Here is a 19103-nt window from a genome sequence, read left to right as displayed (position 1 = left end):
AGTATGTTTATTGGTTAAGAGACTGAATAATTTCACGCGCTGATTGAATCGTCTCTCTTTGATCCTCTTCAGAAAATTTTTGCCCCGCCAGTATCGCCTCACTCACATCGGGAAATTCATCGACAAGTATGTTTTGTACCCTCTGCTCTGCGCTCCGAATCAGAGGTATCCCTGTTGTATCAAAGACTCCTGCCGCCATTGACAGTAAAATAGAAATTTGCTGAGGAACGGAAAGTGGTTGATATTGTGACTGCTTGAATATTTCCCGAACACGTCGACCACGTTCGAGCGTCGTAAGGGTTTCTTCATCTAAGCGACTGCTGAAACGAGAAAATGCTTCCAGTTCTTCAAACTGGGCATAAGACAACCGCAAGTCACCGGCGACCGCTCGATAAGCGGATAATTGTGTTTTGCCTCCCACACGCGAGACTGACCGCCCGACATCGACAGCCGGGAGAATTCCTTTTTGAAATAACTGCGGAGAAAGATAAATTTGACCGTCGGTAATTGAGATCAGGTTTGTTGGAATGTAGGCAGACAGATTTTGGGCTTCGGTTTCAGCAATCGGCAAGGCGGTTAAAGAACCTCCTCCCATTGAGTCACACAAATGTGTTGATCGTTCCAGCAAACGGGAATGCAAATAGAAAATATCACCCGGAAATGCTTCTCGTCCGGGAGGACGTCTTAATAAAAGAGATAATTCGCGATACGCGCGCGCGTGCGAAGTCAGGTCATCATAAACGACAAGTACATCTTGCCCCTGATCCATAAAGTATTCACCCAGTGTTGTGGCGGCATAAGGTGCGACAAACTGTAGTCCCGGTGGCGCATCACTTTCAGCTACAACAACAGCCGTATATTCGAGTGCATCATATTTTCGTAAATCGTCAATCACTTTCGCAACGGCTGTATTGCGTTGGCCGATGGCACAGTAAATACATACAACGTTTTTATTTCGCTGGTTGATAATCGTATCGATTGCAATGGCCGTTTTTCCGGTTTGTCGATCGCCGAGAATCAGTTCGCGTTGTCCTCGCCCAATAGGAATCAAAGCGTCAATCACTTTGAAACCTGTTTGCAATGGAACGGTGACCGGTGCACGGTTGATAATCGATGCTGGTTCTCGTTCGTAAGGTCTGCGATCTGCAGCCGAAACAGGACCATGCCCATCAAGGGGGCGCCCCACCGGATCAATGACGCGACCTATTAATGATTCTCCGACAGGAATATCGAGCAAACGATGTGTCCGCCTTACTTCATCGCCGGCAGTAAGTTGATCACTATGGTCTAGCAATACGACACCTACCTCATCCATATCCAGATTTAATGCCAGACCGAGTACATGATTGGGAAACTGTAAGAGTTCTTCCGATTGCACGTTGGGTAAACCGTTGACACGCGCATTACCCCGACCTACATAAGTGACTTCACCAATTTCAATAAGTCGTGGTTTGAAATTATGTTGAGTGAGCGTGTCATCAAATGTATTAAATGTCTCATCGAGAAGTGCTCGGACACTCAGATCAATATCCATTTACATACTTTCAATCATGATTGACCAGACTACATAATATGAATGTAGAAATTCATGCCGTGGTTGGCATATCAGTTTCTGATTCCAATGTCATTTCTTCATTCAGCGATCTTACAAACTCCTCTTCTAATTCTTCGAGTGACTCCTGAATGCTCCAAGCGACTTTGTATCCAGCTACATGCAATTCCATTCCACAAATTAATTCAGATTTCTCTCGAAATTCGATCGCGAGTTCTTCCCCCAGGAATTGATGCAAGAACGTCCTGACTTTTTCCAGGTCCGTTTTGCCAAGTGCAAAAGCACTTTCTACCAATACACGATGTTTTGTCGAATCAAGCAGTGAGATAATTCTCTGTTTTTGCTGTGTGTCAATCTTCTCAATCTCTTTTAGGAAGATATCAATCGTCTGCTGTTGAATATCGACATTCGCTAATTCTGTTAAAATTCGACGGCTCATCTTTTGAATATGGTTTGAGATCAGCAGGCGAGCCTCACGAATAAAAGAATGCCTTTCTCTGCTAAGCGTCCGATACCACTCTGTCTTTGCTTGATCCACTTCTGCCCGAGCCTGGTTAAGATGTTCTTCTTTCCAATGCTGTATCTCTTTCCCTGCATCGGCCAGTAAATCGTCCTTAGCATGTGCAAGTTCTTCTGTTTTCAGTTGATAATTCTCTGCCTCAGATTCCGCCTGCTGTTGCGCCGTAAGAGTTTTCTCGTGTTCCATTGCCATCTGTTTTTCCCGTTCGCTCATCGCATTAATGATTGGCTTATACAGGAAATGGGTTAACAACCAGACAAGAACAAGAAAATTTAAGATTTGGGCAATAAATGTAAACCAATCAATGGACATTGTTGAATCCTACGTTGTCATTCAAGTTGATTAACCACCATTCGACTGCAGAAAGAAATTCCAGAACGGATTGGCAAAAATCAGAATCATGGAAATTACAAAACAGTAAATCGCCGTCGATTCCACCATCGCCAACCCTACAAAGAGCGTGCGGGTGATTGTACTTGCTTCATCTGGTTGTTGAGCAATGGCACTCAATGCCTGTGCCAAGGCTCGTCCTTCACCTAAAGCAGGGCCAATTGAGCCAATCGCGATCGTAATACCTGCAGTAAAGATTGACACCGCTGCAATCATCGTGTTTGAGTCCATAAATAACTTCCTCTCTTTAGTTTTCATCATTACGAGATTGTTCCGAATTGATTTCAGGAACTTTGTTATTTCGAATTGAGTCATCACTCACTTGTGTCGCCGATGCGATATAAACCATGGCGAGAACTGAAAATATATAAGCTTGAATGACACCCGTCAGTAATCCAAACGCCTGCATTAAAACCGGAACAAATAGCGGCACAAATCCCAAAAGGATCGCCGCAATCACCGCACCACTCATCATATTACCGTAAAGGCGAACTGCTAATGCCAGCGTGCGAGAGAGTTCTCCAATAATATTAAAAGGCAACATGAGGACGGAAGGACTGATATATTGCTTGAGATATCCTTTGACTCCTTGATTTGCAATTCCATAAATGGGGACCGCAATAAAGACACAAGTTGCCAGAGCCGCTGTTGTGGAGAGTGAACTGGTAGGGGCATAATAACCGGGAACAATCGCCAATATATTGGAAACGACAATAAACAAAAACAGTGTGCCAATAAATGGCAGGTAAGAACCAGGATCCTGTTGACTGACCTCTCGAATCTGGTTTCGTAGTCCTGTGACCAGTACTTCCAATAAGTTCTGCCCACACGAAATTTTCGTACTGGAAGACAAATTACGCGTGACGAGCCATGAGATGCACACCAGGATGCTCATGACGACCCATGTATAAATAATTGTCCGGTTCAGAATGATAAATTCCCATTGCCAGATTGGTTCGTCAGGAAACATGGTCATTGATGAGATTCCCGCGACAGAGATGCATTAGCTAGATTCATATAACGTGTGAAAAAATACCGCATCATCATAAAGCCTAACAGACAGATCATAATCCGCTGCCATTGATGGTCTGGTGACAACCAGATTCCGATAAACCAGAATCCACAGAGTGTCAGTGCCGTTCTGCTTAAGCCACTCAGTAAAAACAACAACCAGGGTTGACTCACTTTGGGGAGTTTTTTTACAGTGAGCCAAAGTCCGCCGAAGAATAATGCTCCCAACAGTAACCCGGTTCCCAAGCTAACAAGAAGCTGTAAAACCAAACTGAGGTCCATCAATCGATTCCTCCTTCTTTATGCAACCATTTCCAGGCATTAAAGCAACCCAAGGCAATTCCACCGATCAGCAACATCAGACTCCATGAGTATGGCGTCGGCCAGCGTGAGTCAATCCACATGCCTATGGTGGCTCCCAAGACAGCGGGAATTGCGACCGACCAGCCAATGAGCCCAAACATACCAAGCCCAAACCAGATGGTGTGATGTTTTTCATTTTTTGCTTTGAGCTTACGGATCTCCTGGGAAGCAATTCGTTTTTCAATCTCCCTCTGATTTTGCATTTGCAAATGATCTGGTTGTAAATCTCTGTTGGGAGTTTCGTCGTCTTCTGCAGGTGTTTGATCATCCATCGGCACTCACTCCCTGTTTCACAAAGTGCCTCAGAATATCTGCTTCCAGTTTGGCAATGGCGGAACGAGCCAGTCGCTCGCGTTCATTCATAATTTCAAATTGTTTAATTACTTTTTGACGAAGCGTTCCCAGGTCTTCTCCCTGAACAGCATAAATTGTTGAGACACGCACTTCTGAACCCGTTTTCGTTAAAATCCCACCACCAACACCGAGAAAGTATTCACATTGCCGTTCATCAACATAAGTCAAAATCCCCGGGAGCAAAGCAGAAACGAAGTCAACGTGTTTTGGCAGGAGACAGAAGGAACCATTTTCCGCCTCCGCAATGATTTTAGTGACAGGTTGATTAATAAATATTTCAGTGGGCAATAGGACTTTTAAATTCATCAAACCGCCACCTTCTCCGCTTCTTCAATCACGCCAATCATATACAGAGAGCGTTCCGGCACATCATGAAACTCATCATTTAAAATACGTTCACAACCGTGTAAGGTATCTTCCAGGGATACGAATTTTCCTTGATAATTAGTGAATTGCTCAGTACTAAAAAAAGGTTGTGTCAAAAAACGTTCCAGTCGGCGGGCTCGATTCACAATTCGTTGATCCTCTCGCGAAAGTTCTTCCAGCCCCAACATGGCAATGATATCTTTAAGTTCTTCATAGTTTGCCAAAGTCCCACGCACGGACTGTGCCACCTGATAATGTCGTTCCCCGACAATGGGAGGCATTAACATTTTTGAACTTGAATTTAACAAATCAATCGCGGGATATAAACCTGCAGAAGCCCGCTTGCGAGACAGCACAACTGAGGTCGAAAGATGAGCAAACGTGTGAACTGCAGAAGGATCGGTGAAATCATCTGCGGGTACGTAAACAGCTTGGACTGAGGTGATTGATCCATTTGTCGTTGTACAGATCCGTTCTTCCAGTTCCGCTAAATCTGAAGCAAGCGTGGGTTGGTACCCGACACGCGAAGGGAGTTCACCCATGAGTCCTGAGACTTCGGTCCCAGCCTGAATAAATCGAAAAATATTATCAATCAACAGCAGAACATCTTGTCGTTGATCATCGCGAAAATATTCTGCCATCGTCAACGCCGCATGCCCCACACGATAACGAGCTCCCGGTGGTTCATTCATTTGACCGAAGACCATCACCGTGTTTTCCAGCACACCCGCTTGTTTCATCTCCCGATACAATTCTTCGGCTTCACGGGAACGTTCTCCAATTCCACAGAACAAGCTCACACCTTTATGGGCGCCGACGACATTATGAATTAACTCCGTGATCAATACCGTTTTTCCAACCCCTGCCCCACCAAACAGACCTGCTTTACCCCCACGTTCGAGGGGAGAAAGAAGATCAATGGCTTTGATACCAGTTTTAAAGATCTCGGACCGTGGAGGACGTTCTACTAAAGCCGGTGATTCATGGTGGATAGATCGCCAATTGGCACTCTTAATCGGTTCTCCTGAATCGATCGTCTGACCAAAGACGTTCAACATACGTCCTAATAGTTTTCGTCCCACAGGAACTCTGAGTGGATGCCTTGTGTTATGGATTGGAGCACCGCGCGACAGGCCACGTGTCGAGGTTAAAGCAATTCCGCGAATGGTATGGCTGTCTAGTTGCGTGAGTACTTCGATAATAATTTCATGAGATTCCCCTGCACGCAACTCACTTTGAACTCCTGGTAATTGATGTGGAAAGCAAGCATCGATCACACTTCCTCGAACTGACAGAATGGTTCCCAGGCTGAATTCATTTGACTGGATCTTCTGTTGTGTTGTCACTGGTACTCCTCTCCCGTCAATCCACCCTCTTAACCCTTAATTTTATGCTAACAAATAGAAATCTGGCTGGCTACTTGTCTCCCAGTTTGAAAACAATCATTTTTTTCACCGTTTCTGAAATGATAAAGAATTCAAATACGCTTTTTTCAACGTTTTATTGCATTTCAAAGAGAAGCATGCCTGTCGGCTAATGGTTTTCCCTATACCAGAACCGGGAATTACCTCTAGCAAGTTCCGGGAACTTCTTGGTACTTAATTCTTCCTAGAGTCGCGAAAATAAGCAAACAGTAATAGAAATTTGTAAAGCACTGATAATCGTTTTAGAATCTGGTTTAACGACTTACATCTGGATGTTTATCTTCAGCATTCGACAATGATTGTTCTGTGATTTAATTGATTGTGAAAATGATCCGCAGCACATTGAGATATTGAATTCAAGGAGGAGATCACAATGACTAGAGAACCACTGATACTTTGGTTTGATCAGATTGATATAAGAGATGTCCCCTCAGTAGGAGGCAAGAATGCATCGCTGGGAGAAATGTATCATCACCTGAAATCAGAAGGGATTTCCGTCCCTAACGGTTTTGCAACTACGGCCACCGCATATCGTCGCTTTTTGTCTGAAACGGACCTCGACCAACATATTCGAGAGATCCTCTGCGATCTGGATACGTCGGATATTACCAATCTTCAACAACATGGCCTTGAAGTCAGGCATGCCATTCTCTCTGCCAAGATTCCTCAATCGATTCAAGAGGAAATTCAGGAAGCGTACGAAAAGCTGAGCGACCATCTTCCCGGGGGTATCGATGTCGCCGTTCGCAGCAGTGCCACCGCAGAAGATTTACCTGATGCGAGTTTTGCTGGGCAGCAGGAATCTTATTTAAATGTGCGAGGACCAAGGGTATTACTCGATACTTGCCTTCGCTGCTTTGCTTCTTTGTTTACAGACCGAGCGATTTCTTATCGGACAGAAAAAGGGTTTGACCATTTTGAAATAGCGCTCTCCATCGGCATACAACGTATGGTGCGATCAGACCTTTCTGCTTCTGGAGTGATGTTCACAATCGATACCGAGACCGGATTCAAAGATGCCATTTTGATTAACGCCGCATATGGACTGGGTGAAAACATCGTACAAGGCAGCGTAAATCCTGATGAATACTATGTATTCAAGCCAACCCTCAAAAACGGATACCAACCTATTCTGAATAAATCATTAGGATCGAAAGAATTTAAGTTGGTGTATGATACTGGTGGGGAGAAAATGATCCGAAATATTCCAGTTTCACACAAAGATCGGAAACAGTTCGCCTTAAATGATGACGACATTCTTATATTGGCCCGATGGGGATGTCTCATCGAAGATCATTATTCAAAAGTGAAAGGACATCCTTGCCCTATGGATATTGAATGGGCAAAAGATGGAATGACACAAGAATTATTTATTGTACAGGCTCGACCGGAAACAGTTCACTCACAGAATAAAACTCAACTTTTAAAGACCTATCAGTTAAATCAGCGTGGAAGAGTTCTGACTTGCGGGCGGAGTGTAGGAGAACGAATCGGTCATGGAATCGCCCGCGTCGTTCATAGTGCGGACAACTTGGATGAAGTTCAACCCGGTGATGTACTAATTACCGAGAAGACTGATCCAGACTGGGAACCCATTATGAAAAAGGCAGCTGCGATTGTGACGAATCGAGGAGGTCGCACCTGCCATGCAGCAATTGTGAGCCGTGAGCTCGGATTGCCGGCAATTGTTGGAGCAGAACAGGCAACGATTTCCATACCTTCAGGATCAATGGTCACAGTTTCTTGTGTAGAAGGCGATACCGGCTATGTCTATGAGGGTCAGCTCGACTATGAGGTTGAAAAGGTCGATCTCTCTCAAATTCCTCGTCCTGAAACTAAGGTGATGATGATCGTTGGAAATCCAAACGAAGCGTTTCGCCTCTCCATGTTACCCAGTGACGGAGTTGGCCTGGCACGGATGGAGTTCATTATCAACTCGTTCATACGCATTCATCCGATGGCACTGTTAGAGTATGAAAATCTCAAAGACCCCATCTTAAAATCCGAAATAGATCGTCGAACCTCATCTTATGATGATAAACCGTCATTCTTCGTGGATACTCTGGCTCAGGGTGTTGCCATGATTGCGGCCGCCTTTTATCCACATGATGTCATTGTCCGAATGAGTGACTTCAAAACAAATGAGTACGCGAACTTAATTGGCGGAAATCGCTATGAACCCAAAGAAGAAAACCCCATGATCGGCTTCCGGGGCGCTTCCCGCTATTATCATCCGCACTATCGTGATGCGTTCGGTTTAGAATGTCAGGCAATGCAAAGAGTACGTGAGACAATGGGCCTGAAAAATATGAAGCTAATGATTCCGTTTTGTCGTACAGTAGATGAAGGAAAAAAAGTGCTGGCCGAAATGGCGAAACATGGTCTGCGTCGCGGAGAAGAAGGACTGGAAATCTACATCATGTGTGAGCTTCCCAGTAATGTGATTCAAGCAGAGGCCTTTGCTGAAATTTTTGACGGTTTTTCAATTGGTTCGAATGACCTGACACAATTAACTCTGGGAGTCGACCGGGATTCGGAAATTGTGGCTCACCTCTTTGATGAACGTGATCCTGCCGTCATGGAGTCATTAGCGGCTGCCATCAAAAAGGTCAAATCGGCAGGTAAAAAAATCGGGATCTGTGGACAGGCTCCCAGCGATTACCCTGAAATCGCCGAGTTTCTTGTTAAACAGGGAATTGACAGTATTTCGCTGAATCCTGATTCCATACTGAAAACCGTTTCACATATCGCAGAAGTCGAAGCGGAATTGGAACCACCTGTTTCCAGTCCAGAAATGAAAGGGAATTTGACCTTATGATGAATCATTTTAACTTAACAATAAAAGGAGTTAACTATGGCCCCAAAATCGAATCCCAATGAACATATACAGTTATTGTTAGATGAGCATGAAGAAATCCTCGCTCACATAAACGAACTGGCTGACTGGACAGAGCAACTGAAAGAAAAAGGTTTTCCTAAATTTGGTGAATTGGGAACACGAGTGAAATATTTTCGCGATTTACTGGCAAAGCACTTTAAGAATGAAGAACGGGAGGGATACTTTAAACCCATTTTTGATGAGTCACCCGGTTGCTGTATTATGGTACCAGACTTTCACAAGAAACATGCAGAAAGTTTGTGTAACATTGATAATTTCATTGCAAGACTAAAAGAATCAGAACACCCTTTCCAAAGCTGGGATGAAGCATTAAAACAATTTGATGCTTTGTTGACCGACCTGCGTGCACACGAAAACCAAGAAATTAATATGGTTCAGCAAGCCTTTAAGCAATCACCCTCATAAAAGAAGGACTAAAGCACTGCGAGGGTTTTGAAGATCTGCGCGGGTATAAGGTTGGCGACTAGATTATTAGAAAACGTATTATCACTTCCTCCTGCTTAGAGAATCGATTGTTATAGTTTTTAACAATCTAGATCGTCTCAAGTTGTCTCAAACAGCGGTATCTTATCCCAAGAACCAAGACAGATCACGAGACGGAGCATTTATAGCTGACAGATGACATTTTAATTGATACACTGAAATACCTAACACGATTTCACTCCCTGAAAATAAAGTATCAAACTATGAAAATGCATCTCAAACTAAAACAACTGGTCTGGATATCCATTGCCCTTTTCGGGACCGGGCTCGATCAAAACCAAGCAGAAGATTTACCTGTCGTTAGTCCCACTGAAGTGGGTATGTCAGCCGACAAACTTGTAAAAGTTGAAACTATTGTCAATGATCTCATCGCCAAGAAACGACTGGCAGGCGCATCAGTGATGGTAGCACGAAAAGGACAGGTTTGTTTCTTTGAAACGTACGGTAAGATGGATGTCGAACGTGATAAAGAAATGCAAAAAGATACCATCTTCCGCATTTATTCGATGTCGAAAGCGATCACAACTGCTGCAGTCATGCAATTAATAGAGCAAGGAAAGATCTCGCCAGACGATCCCATTGGCAAGTACATTCCTGAATTAAAAGCAATGACCGTTTTCAGAGAGGAAGGAATCAAGCCAGCGAAAAACCCGATCACTGTCGCACAGCTGATGACGCACACAGCGGGTCTGGTCTATGGGGCAGCTGGTGAATATGGCAAGCTTGTCAAAAAAGAAGATGCCATTAATCGAGACAATACGCTGCAGAAGATGACTCAAAAAATGGGACAAACCCCCTTAATGTACGAGCCCGGAACAGATTGGGTTTATGGAACGTCAATTGATGTTCTGGGTCGACTTATCGAAGTTGTGTCCAAACAACCATTCGATAAATACCTGCAGGATAATATTTTTACACCTTTGGATATGAGCGATACAGGGTTCTTCGTTCCAAAAGAAAAGCAAGCTCGGTTTTCCGCAAACTACAAGCCGGGTGGCGAATTAATCGATGATCCCGCGACCAGTCGCTATCTGAAAAAACCGAATCTTCTTTCCGGTGGCGGTGGTCTGGTTGGCACGATTTCCGACTATATGAAATTTCTCATTGCACTACGTAATGGAGGTCAATTAAATGGAAAACGAATCTTAAAACCCGAAACGATTAAGCTTATGACTCAAAATCATGTTCCCAAAGAGGTCGGCTGGATTAAATTTGGTAAATCAGTCCGCGATGGTGTTGGTTTTGGCTATGGGTTTTCGGTTTGTGTTGAGCCAAGCCAGTTTGATTCTGCTCGCAAAGTTGGTGATTATGGTTGGGGAGGTGCTGCCAGTACGCACTATTGGTCATCTCCCAAAGACGACCTGATCGTCGTGACAATGGAACAAACCATGCCTTTTTCATTCCTGCTCGAAACGGCTTTAAAACCAGTGATTTCTGAAGCTGTTGAAAAATAAGCCAAGTATTTCAAATGTTTCGAAGTTACTGCAGAATATCTTTTACGATGGTTCCGTGCACGTCAGTGAGACGGTAATCGCGCCCTTGGAAACGATACGTCAAACGTTCATGATTGATACCAAGGCAATGTAGAATTGTGGCGTGAAAGTCGTGTACGTGTACGGGACTCTCTGTAATATTATAACAGTAGTCATCAGTTTGTCCGTAGCTAATTCCCGGCTTAATGCCACCACCGGCCATCCAAATCGAAAAACAACGTGGGTGATGATCGCGACCAAACGACTTAGGATTACCTTGCGAATAAACGGTGCGACCGAACTCTCCCCCCCAAATGACAAGTGTTTCGTCGAGCATGCCGCGCTGTTTTAGATCAGCAATGAGCGCTGCAGAGCCTTGATCCGTCTGTTTGGTCAGCGTCGGTAAATGTTTCTGTACATTGCTATGATGATCCCAACCACGATGAAATATCTGAATGAATCGCACACCACGTTCTGCCAACCTCCGGGCCAGCAGACAGTTTGCCGCATGTGATCCAGGCTCCTTGACGTCGTCTCCATACAGTTTCAGAGTACTGGCAGACTCACTAGAAATATCAGCCAACTCTGGTACCGATGTTTGCATGCGGTATGCCATTTCATATTGGGCAATCCGAGAAGTAATTTCCGGATCTCCGATCTCTTGTTCTCGTAATTGATTCAGCTTGGAAAGACGGTCAAGCATCATACGTCGATTCGCATCACTACCCCCGGCAGGATCGTTTAGATATAAAACCGGGTCTCCCTGACTACGGAATTTCACCCCTTGGAATTTCGATGACAGGAATCCACTGCCCCACAACCGATCATACAGCGGCTGCGCCTGATGAAAAGAATTCTTACTCAGTAACACAACAAACGACGGTAAATTTTCAGTTTCACTACCCAATCCATAACTGAGCCAGGCACCGATACTCGGACGACCGGGCTGTTGATGTCCCGACTGAAAAAAAGTAATCGCCGGGTCATGATTAATCGCTTCTGTATGCATTGATTTCACAACACAAATATCATCGACCACCCCCTGCATATGTGGCAAAAGTTCACTCAACCACGTTCCTGAGTCTCCATGTTGCTGGAATTTCCAGGGTGATTTGATGACGGGGAATTTCTTCTGCCCCGCTGTCATTCCCGTCAGCCTTTGTCCCTTACGCACACTATCTGGTAAGTCGCTCATGTGAAGTTGATCGAGCGATGGCTTGTAATCAAACAAGTCAACTTGAGAAGGCGCACCTGACTGCAGCAAATAGATCACACGCTTCGCTTTGGGCGCAAAGTGAGGAATTCCCGGTAACCCTCCTATGCGCATTTGATTGGTGGCTGTCTCTTTTGAAAATAAATCACGATTCAGTAATGATCCCAGCGCCACAACACCAATGCCGGTAGTTGAACGGCCGAAGAACTGCCGCCGGTTTTCGAGAAATTGTAAATCTGAAAGCGGATGTGACATACTATTATTCCTTCGTAATCGCTTCGTCCAGGTTCAGAAACAAACGAGCGAGGCTCGTGTAAGCAGCTAGCCTGGCAGTATTCAATTTCGTATCAAAAGATGAATCACCAACCTGTAGCAGTCTGATTGCTGCTGCCTGATCGTTGGTGTAATTTTTCAAATCCGTATCATATGCTTCACGGAAAACAGCAAGTTCTGCCTTACTGGGATTCCGAGCCGTTACCAGTCTGAATCCGTACTTAATTTGTCCATCGACATGCGAACCACCTTCGATCAGCATCCGTTCTGCTAATTTTCGAGCAGCTTCGACGAATTGTGGACCATTCATTAACAACAGCGCTTGCAAGGGTGTATTGGTGCGTGACCGACGAATCGTACAAAACTCACGTTCCGGGGCATCAAGTGTTTTCAACATCGGTGAAGGTACTGTACGCTTCCAGAATGTATACAGACTCCGCCGATAGAGATCCTCTCCAGATCCCCGCGCGTATTCCCTGGAATAATTAGGGCGGTTGTTCAATTCAAGCCAGAGTCCTTTTGGCTGATAAGGGTAGACACTTTTCCCACCCAATCGTTGCACAAGCAAACCGCCAATCGCTAACGTGGCATCCCGAATCTGCTCGGCATCCAGTCGCATTCTCGGTCCTCGGGCGAGCAATCGATTTTCCGGATCCTGTGCATAAGCAGCCGCACCGACGTGAGAGGTCTGTCGATAGGTCGCCGAATTCACGATCAATCGCTGCATATGTTTGACATCCCAACCACTGCGCACAAACTCCAATGCCAACCAGTCCAACAAGTCTGGATGGCTGGGTAATTCTCCTTGCACGCCAAAATCTTCAGACGTTTTGACTAAACCCATACCAAATATTCGTTGCCAGTAGCGATTCACAGCAACACGCGCAGTCAACGGGTGATTGGGATCGACGAGCCATTCGGCAAATCCGAGTCGATTCTTTGCCGTTGTCGTTGGCATTGCCGGGAAAATCGCGGGGACATTAGGAGCGACTTGATCACGTGGCTCATTATATTGCCCGCGATCAAGAAGATAGGTCGCCCGTGGCTGGGCCAGATCCTGCATGATCATGGTCTCAGGAAACGCTGCCACTTTTTGTTTTTCCAAGTCGGCTATGCGTTGCTTCAGCTTTTGTTTCGGGCTGTGATGGGTCAGAAAATACTCGCGAATTTGTTTTTGTTCATTAGAGTTACGTTGATTTTGTTTTTTAGCTGCAATCTGCCGAATCTTAGCTGGAATACCATGTAACTCAAGCGTTTTATCGGAATCCTCAGTAATTGAAAATCTCGGACGTCCAATACCATGTGTTGCAAAACCAGCCTCGTGACGAAGACGGAATTGTAGCTCGGTGCCACCTTTATAGCCAAAAGGAGTGGAGGCAATGAACATTGCTGTCGCTGGTAGTTTACGAGTCGGACCATCCACGGCCCAGCCATTGTTGCCCGCTACACTACCATCAATGGCTTTTGCAATTTCATAGTTTGCTTGTGAATAATCGGCAATGGCGCGATGGAACTTCACTTCTTGCCGTTGCGACGGATCTGCTATGGAAATTGCTGTCAATTCGAATTCACTTAAGACAAAATTCGAGTTGCTGTGCCGTCCTGGGCCACCGCCAGGGAGTGACTTATGTGTCAGCGCTTCCAACCTGACCGCTGTCATGCCCGTTGCATCAGTTTGGGCTGTCATTTCGTAAACATCTTTTTGTGGATTTGCCCCGCTGGTGAGAATCGAATGATCGACAAGTTTTATGAGCGTTGTTCCGCCGGATGATTTCATTACCAAAGGTTCTACGACAGTCCAACCGCGAACAGACTGCCTGGAGATGTCTTGGGACCATATATCCAATTGCCTGTCGAGATCAATCGGCTTCCTTAACTCCGCCTTCAGACGCGCTAACTTCGTTTCGATTTCTTGCTGTATTGAATTAGCCAGTGGCGAAGGAATACGTTCTTTAGGAGCAAATCCGCGCATGCCTCGTTCCGGGACCTGATTGAAAAAAGCGTAAAGCTGATAGAATTCTTTTTGCGAAATCGGATCGTATTTATGTTCGTGACAACGAGCACAACCAATTGTGAGTGCCAGCCACACTTCCCCCGTGGTAACCAGTCGGTCCATTACGTACTCAGTACGATACTCTTCATCAATGATTCCTCCTTCGATGGTAATTCCATGATTTCGATTAAAGCCGGTCGCCAACCTTTGCTGACCAGTCGCATTTGGTAATAAATCACCGGCAAGTTGCTCGACTGTAAATTCATCGAATGGTTTATTTTTGTTATAGGCATTAATGACCCAGTCACGCCAGACCCATTGTTCTCGTTCTGTATCATATTGATAACCGTTGCTGTCTGCATAACGAGCCAGGTCAAGCCAGTGCTTTGCCATGTGTTCGCCATAAGCGGGTGAATTGAGATAGCGATCAACCATCCGCTCATATGCTTTGGAAGATTTATCAGCAAGAAAGATATCAATGTCTTTAAGTGTGGGAGGCAGACCCGTTAAATCAAAGGCAACACGTCGAATCAACGTCTCACGACTCGCTTCACGAGCAGGTTTCAGTCCGGCACGTTCCATCTCCATACATACAAAGAGATCAATCTCATTCTTTGGCCAAGCGGTATTCAGTGGCTTGGGTCTCTCCGGTTGTTTCGGTGCTACGAACGCCCAATGCAGTTGATACTCAGCACCTTGCGCGATCCATGCTTTCAGTATCGCAATCTGAGCTGCATTGAGCCGTTTAGGTCCGTCAGCGGGTGGCATCTGCTCGTTCTCATCTTCGGTCGTGATGCGGTGTATGAGTTCACTGACTTCGACATTGCCGGGTGCAATTGCTCTTTTGCCAGACTCTGACTTTCCTATAGCAGATTCTCGTTGATCTAACCTCAAGCCAGATTCACGAGTCGCTGAATCTGGTCCATGACAAATAAAACAATGATTGGAAAGAATCGGCAAGACATCACGATTGAATTCGATTTTTTCTTCTGCTGCAGCAACAGATGTGATGAAAGTAGCCAGCGAGGCAATCAGAAATAGCTTTGTCATATTTAACATGAGCACCCTCTAAGCAGCGCATTCTTTACTACTGTCGGCTTGATCGATACGTTTAGACTTCTTACACAACTATATCATGAACACCATGAAGATGATAGCAAAAGTTACACGCTTCAATACACAAACCAATCCACTTTACAAGTAATTCAAAAACAATACTAAAGACGAATCCTTCCAGTTTACATTCCCAAAAACAAAAATGATCTGAGTTCCTGCTCTCAATAGACGTAAGGGGTAAGCACTGGATAGAATGAATCGATGTTTGAAAAGATTCTGACCTAACAAAATAATAACTGCTTTAGAAATCAGCACACATCGAAAGGATAGACCTTCATGAAGTTAGCTCAGATACTCGTCGTGATCAACATTGCCATCCCATCACTGGCAATCGCACAATCAGAACCTGCAAAACCAAAATACTTTAACCAGAACGTTGCAGACTCGAATCCATTGCGCACAGAACAGGCACGAGAACTGGATGAATACATCCAAACGATTGCCGCAGACAGATCACGCTTCCACCAGCTTTTTCAACCCGATTACTCAACGACCCAGGCATTCGAGAAATCGGCTGCACCACTCCGAAGCGCATTTTGTGAGAGTATTGGATATCCACCACCTGGCAAACGTCCTAACAAAGCCGCTACATTCCAGCAGATTGGTGAAGACTCTATTGGAACGTATTACAGAGCAATGTTCCCGATCCTGCCAGGAGTTCACTCCGAAGGCATTTACATTGTCCCAAAGTCAGCCAAAGGGAAAACTCCACTTATCATCTCAATGCACGGTGGCGGAGGCTCCCCCGAAGTAGCATTGTTCAACGGTGGAGCCAATTACAATGATATGGTCCGTGGGGCTGTCAAGCATGGCTATCTAGTTTACGCGCCACAGCATCTGTTCCGAGCCGATGGTTATCCCAAAGAGATTCGCAGACAGATTGACGACCGCATGCGTCTCATTGGAACAAGTATCACAGCAGTGGAAATTGCGAAGATCACATATGCCTTAGATGAACTGATTCAACGCCCGGAAGTCGACTCAAACCGAATCGGAATGGTTGGCCTCTCTTATGGCGGATATTATGCGCAGGTAACTCCCGCAATCGATACGCGCATCAAAGTCTCTGTATCGAGCTGTTACTTTGGAGTACAGGAAGGCCGGTACGCACAGAATGAATTGTCTGTTCCGACAGACTTCCGGTTCATGAATCGTATGACACTGTTTAACGATGCAGATCTCGTTGCGCTGATCTGTCCTCGTGCGCATCAAATTCAAGCAGGTTCTAAGGATAAAGCCTCGCATCGGGAAATGGGGAAATCGATAGCACCACGTTCTGCAGCATATTTTAAAAAACTCAAAGTGCAGGATCGATTCGAACATGTCGTGTTTGATGGCGGACACGAATTCGATGATAGATCGGCCTGGGCGTTTGTTAAAAAACATCTGTAAAAACAGATTCTTTAGACATTACTTTTTACTGAGCGACTTACAAACCAACGCATCGAATGTCTGGTAGATGATTTCTCAAATTGTAATGTATAAGGATTACAGAGCCAGCGTGCCAAGTGACCATCGGTACGTGGCATGACCCAGCCGAAATCCCAGCAAGAGGTACCGTAACCGAGTGGGATCCTGGGGCGCGTCCTCACTACAGGATTAGCAGAAGCCATGAATTGGTTTCTTTCTGTGTAATAATAACCCGCACCAACATGCACAAATACGTCATGCTCTAGTTGAGTCTCTTCCGGACTACCCAAATCGGTACAGAGATTATGAATGGCGACTTTAATCTCACCCCCCTCGGTAAACGCGTCAATTAATGCCTCTAACGAGCCAGATTCAATCTGTCCTTCTGCATCATGTGAGAGAACTTCTTCCCAGGCATCGTGCACGAAATAACGAAAGTATTCAAACTCATAAATAAAATTACTGCTCGGTGCATTCGTGTCAGCATCCCAACTGGCCAGTTCATGATACTTGGGCATTTCGGCATGTGAGGCAACGGGAGATGGTCCGAGTTCACCATGTGCAGGTTGTCCATCCAGATGCGGTCTCGCTATTGCTTGATGCCCATCCTGATTGTAGATAAAAAAAGACATCGATGCCCTTGGTCCAAAACCATCTGGCAATGAGATTGGCATGCGTAGCGTTTCGATCCCTGCGACCCAACGGCTGTCTAACAGATAGGTCACTCGAAAGTCCATGACTTCACGGATAAGCTCATTACAGTCGGAGGTGGTATCGATATGCTCATTGTGCCGAAATCCGGTTCCTACACGCAGGTCCGCCCCGGCACAAATCGATTTTTGTAACACAGTTGTACTGCCTGAGACATGCTGACGCTGACGATCCAACTCCAGTACACAATTCCATTTTGTTGTCATCAGTGATCTCTTCCTGGGTGAATACTAGTTCTCACGATTCGGTTTAGACCATTTGATTTTGACGAGATACACCGAATTCGGCTTCCATTGGTCTTGTGGGATCTTTTTAAAGTTGCGGCGTTCTCCTACCGTGACCCAGGATTCCTTTTCATTAATCTTAGCCGCTCCGAAATTACCGAGTAGAGCGCCTTCTTCCGGAACGAGTATCTTCTCAGTTTTTCGAAGTACCGTCAGTCTCTCTGGGTCGATCTGAGCCATAAACAGCGGGGCACGATGCCGGACGATGTGATCGTTGTTCGCACCACGCCGCGTATAAACAAGAAACAAACCGTTACTATGGGCGACCCAGTGCTGTTGCGTGTTATAGCTACCCAGATCTGCTCCATCATCAAAAGTCCAGGCTTTGATTGGTTTGAAATGTAGACCGTCTTTGCTAGTTGAGACATAACTTTTTAAATCATTTCTGAGCGTCAAAAAATAACGATCCTGATATTTGATCAAAGAAGGTTCGAACAAACCGCGCTTGATGTTGAGTGCCAATTTATTTCCGGCGTTCTTGAATTGAATCTCTTTTCCATCAAATGTGCATCGCACAACTGTAACAGAGAAGGGAGTTTTGCTGTCGGGGCCGTGATAGAAAGGAAGTAGAAGCGTTCCATCCGGCTCCACTAGCCATTGGGCGCACGCACTGCAGGCATAATTATATTTTTCATCCTGAGGCATTTGTAGAACCTTCCAGGAAGTCCAATCCTTGGTTTCAGGATCATAAACGGCATACGCGGTTTGATGTGAACGCGTTTGATCATCCAGTTGATGCCCCTGTTGGTTATACCGAACTTGTGTACCAACGGCGATCACCTTTTGAAGCTGAGGATGCCAAACAGGCGTAACATCGGCAACAGCGATATCGACATCCCCTGCTTCTTTCTTCCAGCCTAGTTCAGGAGGCGTAATCGGTTTGCTCCATTGATTCGGTCCTGAAGAGAACAACATCCAACTCATTCCAGAAAAATAGTCAGACACTGGTAACAGTTTCTGTAAAGTCATCAATACAGTTGACGGTTGCTTGGAATCTGGTTCTATAATCGCAGCAACACGTGGGTGAAACCAGGTATGCTCATTCGGTTTCGATTGCAGCAACACCTGCCGCGAAATGGTATAAGAGAGTGGTTTCTCATCTTCCCCAGCGCAACTATTTTTACATTGTAAAACCAGGAAAATGCTACTCAAACAGCAAAGCATCATCTGTAATCGATTTAGCACAAGCATCTTTATTTCTTTCAATTGAGTCAATTTACAGTTACTCTACTTCGCTTTTACATGCACTTGTTCTTTTGATATTCAGAT

General features: G+C 45.2%; 16 protein-coding genes. 4 read left to right on the top strand and 12 right to left on the bottom strand.

Annotation, left to right across the window (positions count from 1 at the left end):
* Positions 1-7: 7 nt before the first annotated feature.
* From V144x_RS12790 to atpD, 8 genes are read right to left on the bottom strand one after another with little or no spacing between them, the layout of a single operon-like run.
* Complete coding sequence (locus V144x_RS12790; RefSeq protein ID WP_144985544.1) at positions 8-1534, bottom strand: alternate F1F0 ATPase, F1 subunit alpha; 1527 nt, start codon at positions 1532-1534, stop codon at positions 8-10.
* A 52-nt stretch (positions 1535-1586) separates the two neighbouring features.
* Positions 1587-2384, bottom strand: a complete 798-nt coding sequence (locus V144x_RS12785; RefSeq protein ID WP_144985543.1) for a F0F1 ATP synthase subunit delta — start codon at positions 2382-2384, stop codon at positions 1587-1589.
* A gap of 30 nt (positions 2385-2414) precedes the next feature.
* Positions 2415-2693: a F0F1 ATP synthase subunit C gene (locus V144x_RS12780; protein WP_144985542.1), complete on the bottom strand. Its 279-nt coding sequence runs from the start codon at positions 2691-2693 to the stop codon at positions 2415-2417.
* Positions 2694-2709: 16 nt separating this feature from the next.
* The gene (locus tag V144x_RS12775; protein ID WP_144985541.1) at positions 2710-3438 is read right to left on the bottom strand and encodes a F0F1 ATP synthase subunit A; all 729 of its coding nucleotides are present in this window, start codon (positions 3436-3438) and stop codon (positions 2710-2712) included.
* Positions 3435-3755: an ATP synthase subunit I gene (locus V144x_RS12770; protein ID WP_144985540.1), complete on the bottom strand. Its 321-nt coding sequence runs from the start codon at positions 3753-3755 to the stop codon at positions 3435-3437. Before V144x_RS12770 ends, V144x_RS12775 begins: the two co-directional genes overlap by 4 nt.
* Positions 3755-4108, bottom strand: a complete 354-nt coding sequence (locus V144x_RS12765; RefSeq protein WP_197998902.1) for an AtpZ/AtpI family protein — start codon at positions 4106-4108, stop codon at positions 3755-3757. Before V144x_RS12765 ends, V144x_RS12770 begins: the two co-directional genes overlap by 1 nt.
* Entirely contained in the window at positions 4101-4496 is a 396-nt protein-coding gene (locus V144x_RS12760) for a F0F1 ATP synthase subunit epsilon (RefSeq protein ID WP_144985539.1), read from the bottom strand. Before V144x_RS12760 ends, V144x_RS12765 begins: the two co-directional genes overlap by 8 nt.
* Positions 4496-5902 carry a F0F1 ATP synthase subunit beta gene (atpD, locus tag V144x_RS12755; RefSeq protein ID WP_144985538.1) on the bottom strand — a complete coding sequence of 469 codons (1407 nt, stop codon included), beginning with the start codon at positions 5900-5902 and terminating at the stop codon, positions 4496-4498. Before atpD ends, V144x_RS12760 begins: the two co-directional genes overlap by 1 nt.
* Positions 5903-6353: 451 nt before the next feature.
* Here atpD and ppsA point away from each other — a divergent pair, with 451 nt between their 5' ends.
* From ppsA to V144x_RS12740, 3 genes are all read left to right on the top strand, one after another.
* The gene (gene ppsA / locus V144x_RS12750) at positions 6354-8798 is read left to right on the top strand and encodes a phosphoenolpyruvate synthase (protein ID WP_144985537.1); all 2445 of its coding nucleotides are present in this window, start codon (positions 6354-6356) and stop codon (positions 8796-8798) included.
* A 36-nt stretch (positions 8799-8834) separates the two neighbouring features.
* A complete protein-coding gene (locus V144x_RS12745; protein ID WP_144985536.1) occupies positions 8835-9284 on the top strand; it encodes a hemerythrin domain-containing protein in 450 nt (149 codons plus the stop codon).
* Positions 9285-9565: 281 nt separating this feature from the next.
* Complete coding sequence (locus V144x_RS12740) at positions 9566-10816, top strand: serine hydrolase domain-containing protein (protein WP_144985535.1); 1251 nt, start codon at positions 9566-9568, stop codon at positions 10814-10816.
* Between the two features lie 25 nt (positions 10817-10841).
* Here the strand turns inward: V144x_RS12740 and V144x_RS12735 are convergent, their stop codons facing one another.
* On the bottom strand, positions 10842-12302 hold the full coding sequence (locus V144x_RS12735; RefSeq protein ID WP_144985534.1) for a DUF1501 domain-containing protein: 1461 nt from the start codon (positions 12300-12302) through the stop codon (positions 10842-10844).
* 4 nt (positions 12303-12306) lie between these two features.
* Positions 12307-15372: a PSD1 and planctomycete cytochrome C domain-containing protein gene (locus V144x_RS12730; RefSeq protein WP_144985533.1), complete on the bottom strand. Its 3066-nt coding sequence runs from the start codon at positions 15370-15372 to the stop codon at positions 12307-12309.
* Between the two features lie 333 nt (positions 15373-15705).
* Here V144x_RS12730 and V144x_RS12725 point away from each other — a divergent pair, with 333 nt between their 5' ends.
* The gene (locus V144x_RS12725; RefSeq protein WP_144985532.1) at positions 15706-16821 is read left to right on the top strand and encodes an alpha/beta hydrolase family protein; all 1116 of its coding nucleotides are present in this window, start codon (positions 15706-15708) and stop codon (positions 16819-16821) included.
* 11 nt (positions 16822-16832) lie between these two features.
* On the opposite strand, the gene V144x_RS12720 is transcribed toward V144x_RS12725, so the two are convergent.
* Together V144x_RS12720 and V144x_RS12715 are read right to left on the bottom strand one after the other, a co-directional pair.
* On the bottom strand, positions 16833-17756 hold the full coding sequence (locus V144x_RS12720; protein ID WP_144985531.1) for a hypothetical protein: 924 nt from the start codon (positions 17754-17756) through the stop codon (positions 16833-16835).
* A gap of 24 nt (positions 17757-17780) precedes the next feature.
* Entirely contained in the window at positions 17781-19025 is a 1245-nt protein-coding gene (locus tag V144x_RS12715; protein ID WP_144985530.1) for an exo-alpha-sialidase, read from the bottom strand.
* Between the last annotated feature and the right edge of the window lie 78 nt (positions 19026-19103).

The organism is Gimesia aquarii, assembly GCF_007748195.1.
GTDB classification, from domain to species: domain Bacteria; phylum Planctomycetota; class Planctomycetia; order Planctomycetales; family Planctomycetaceae; genus Gimesia; species Gimesia aquarii.
This window is presented reverse-complemented; position numbering and strand designations above follow the sequence as displayed.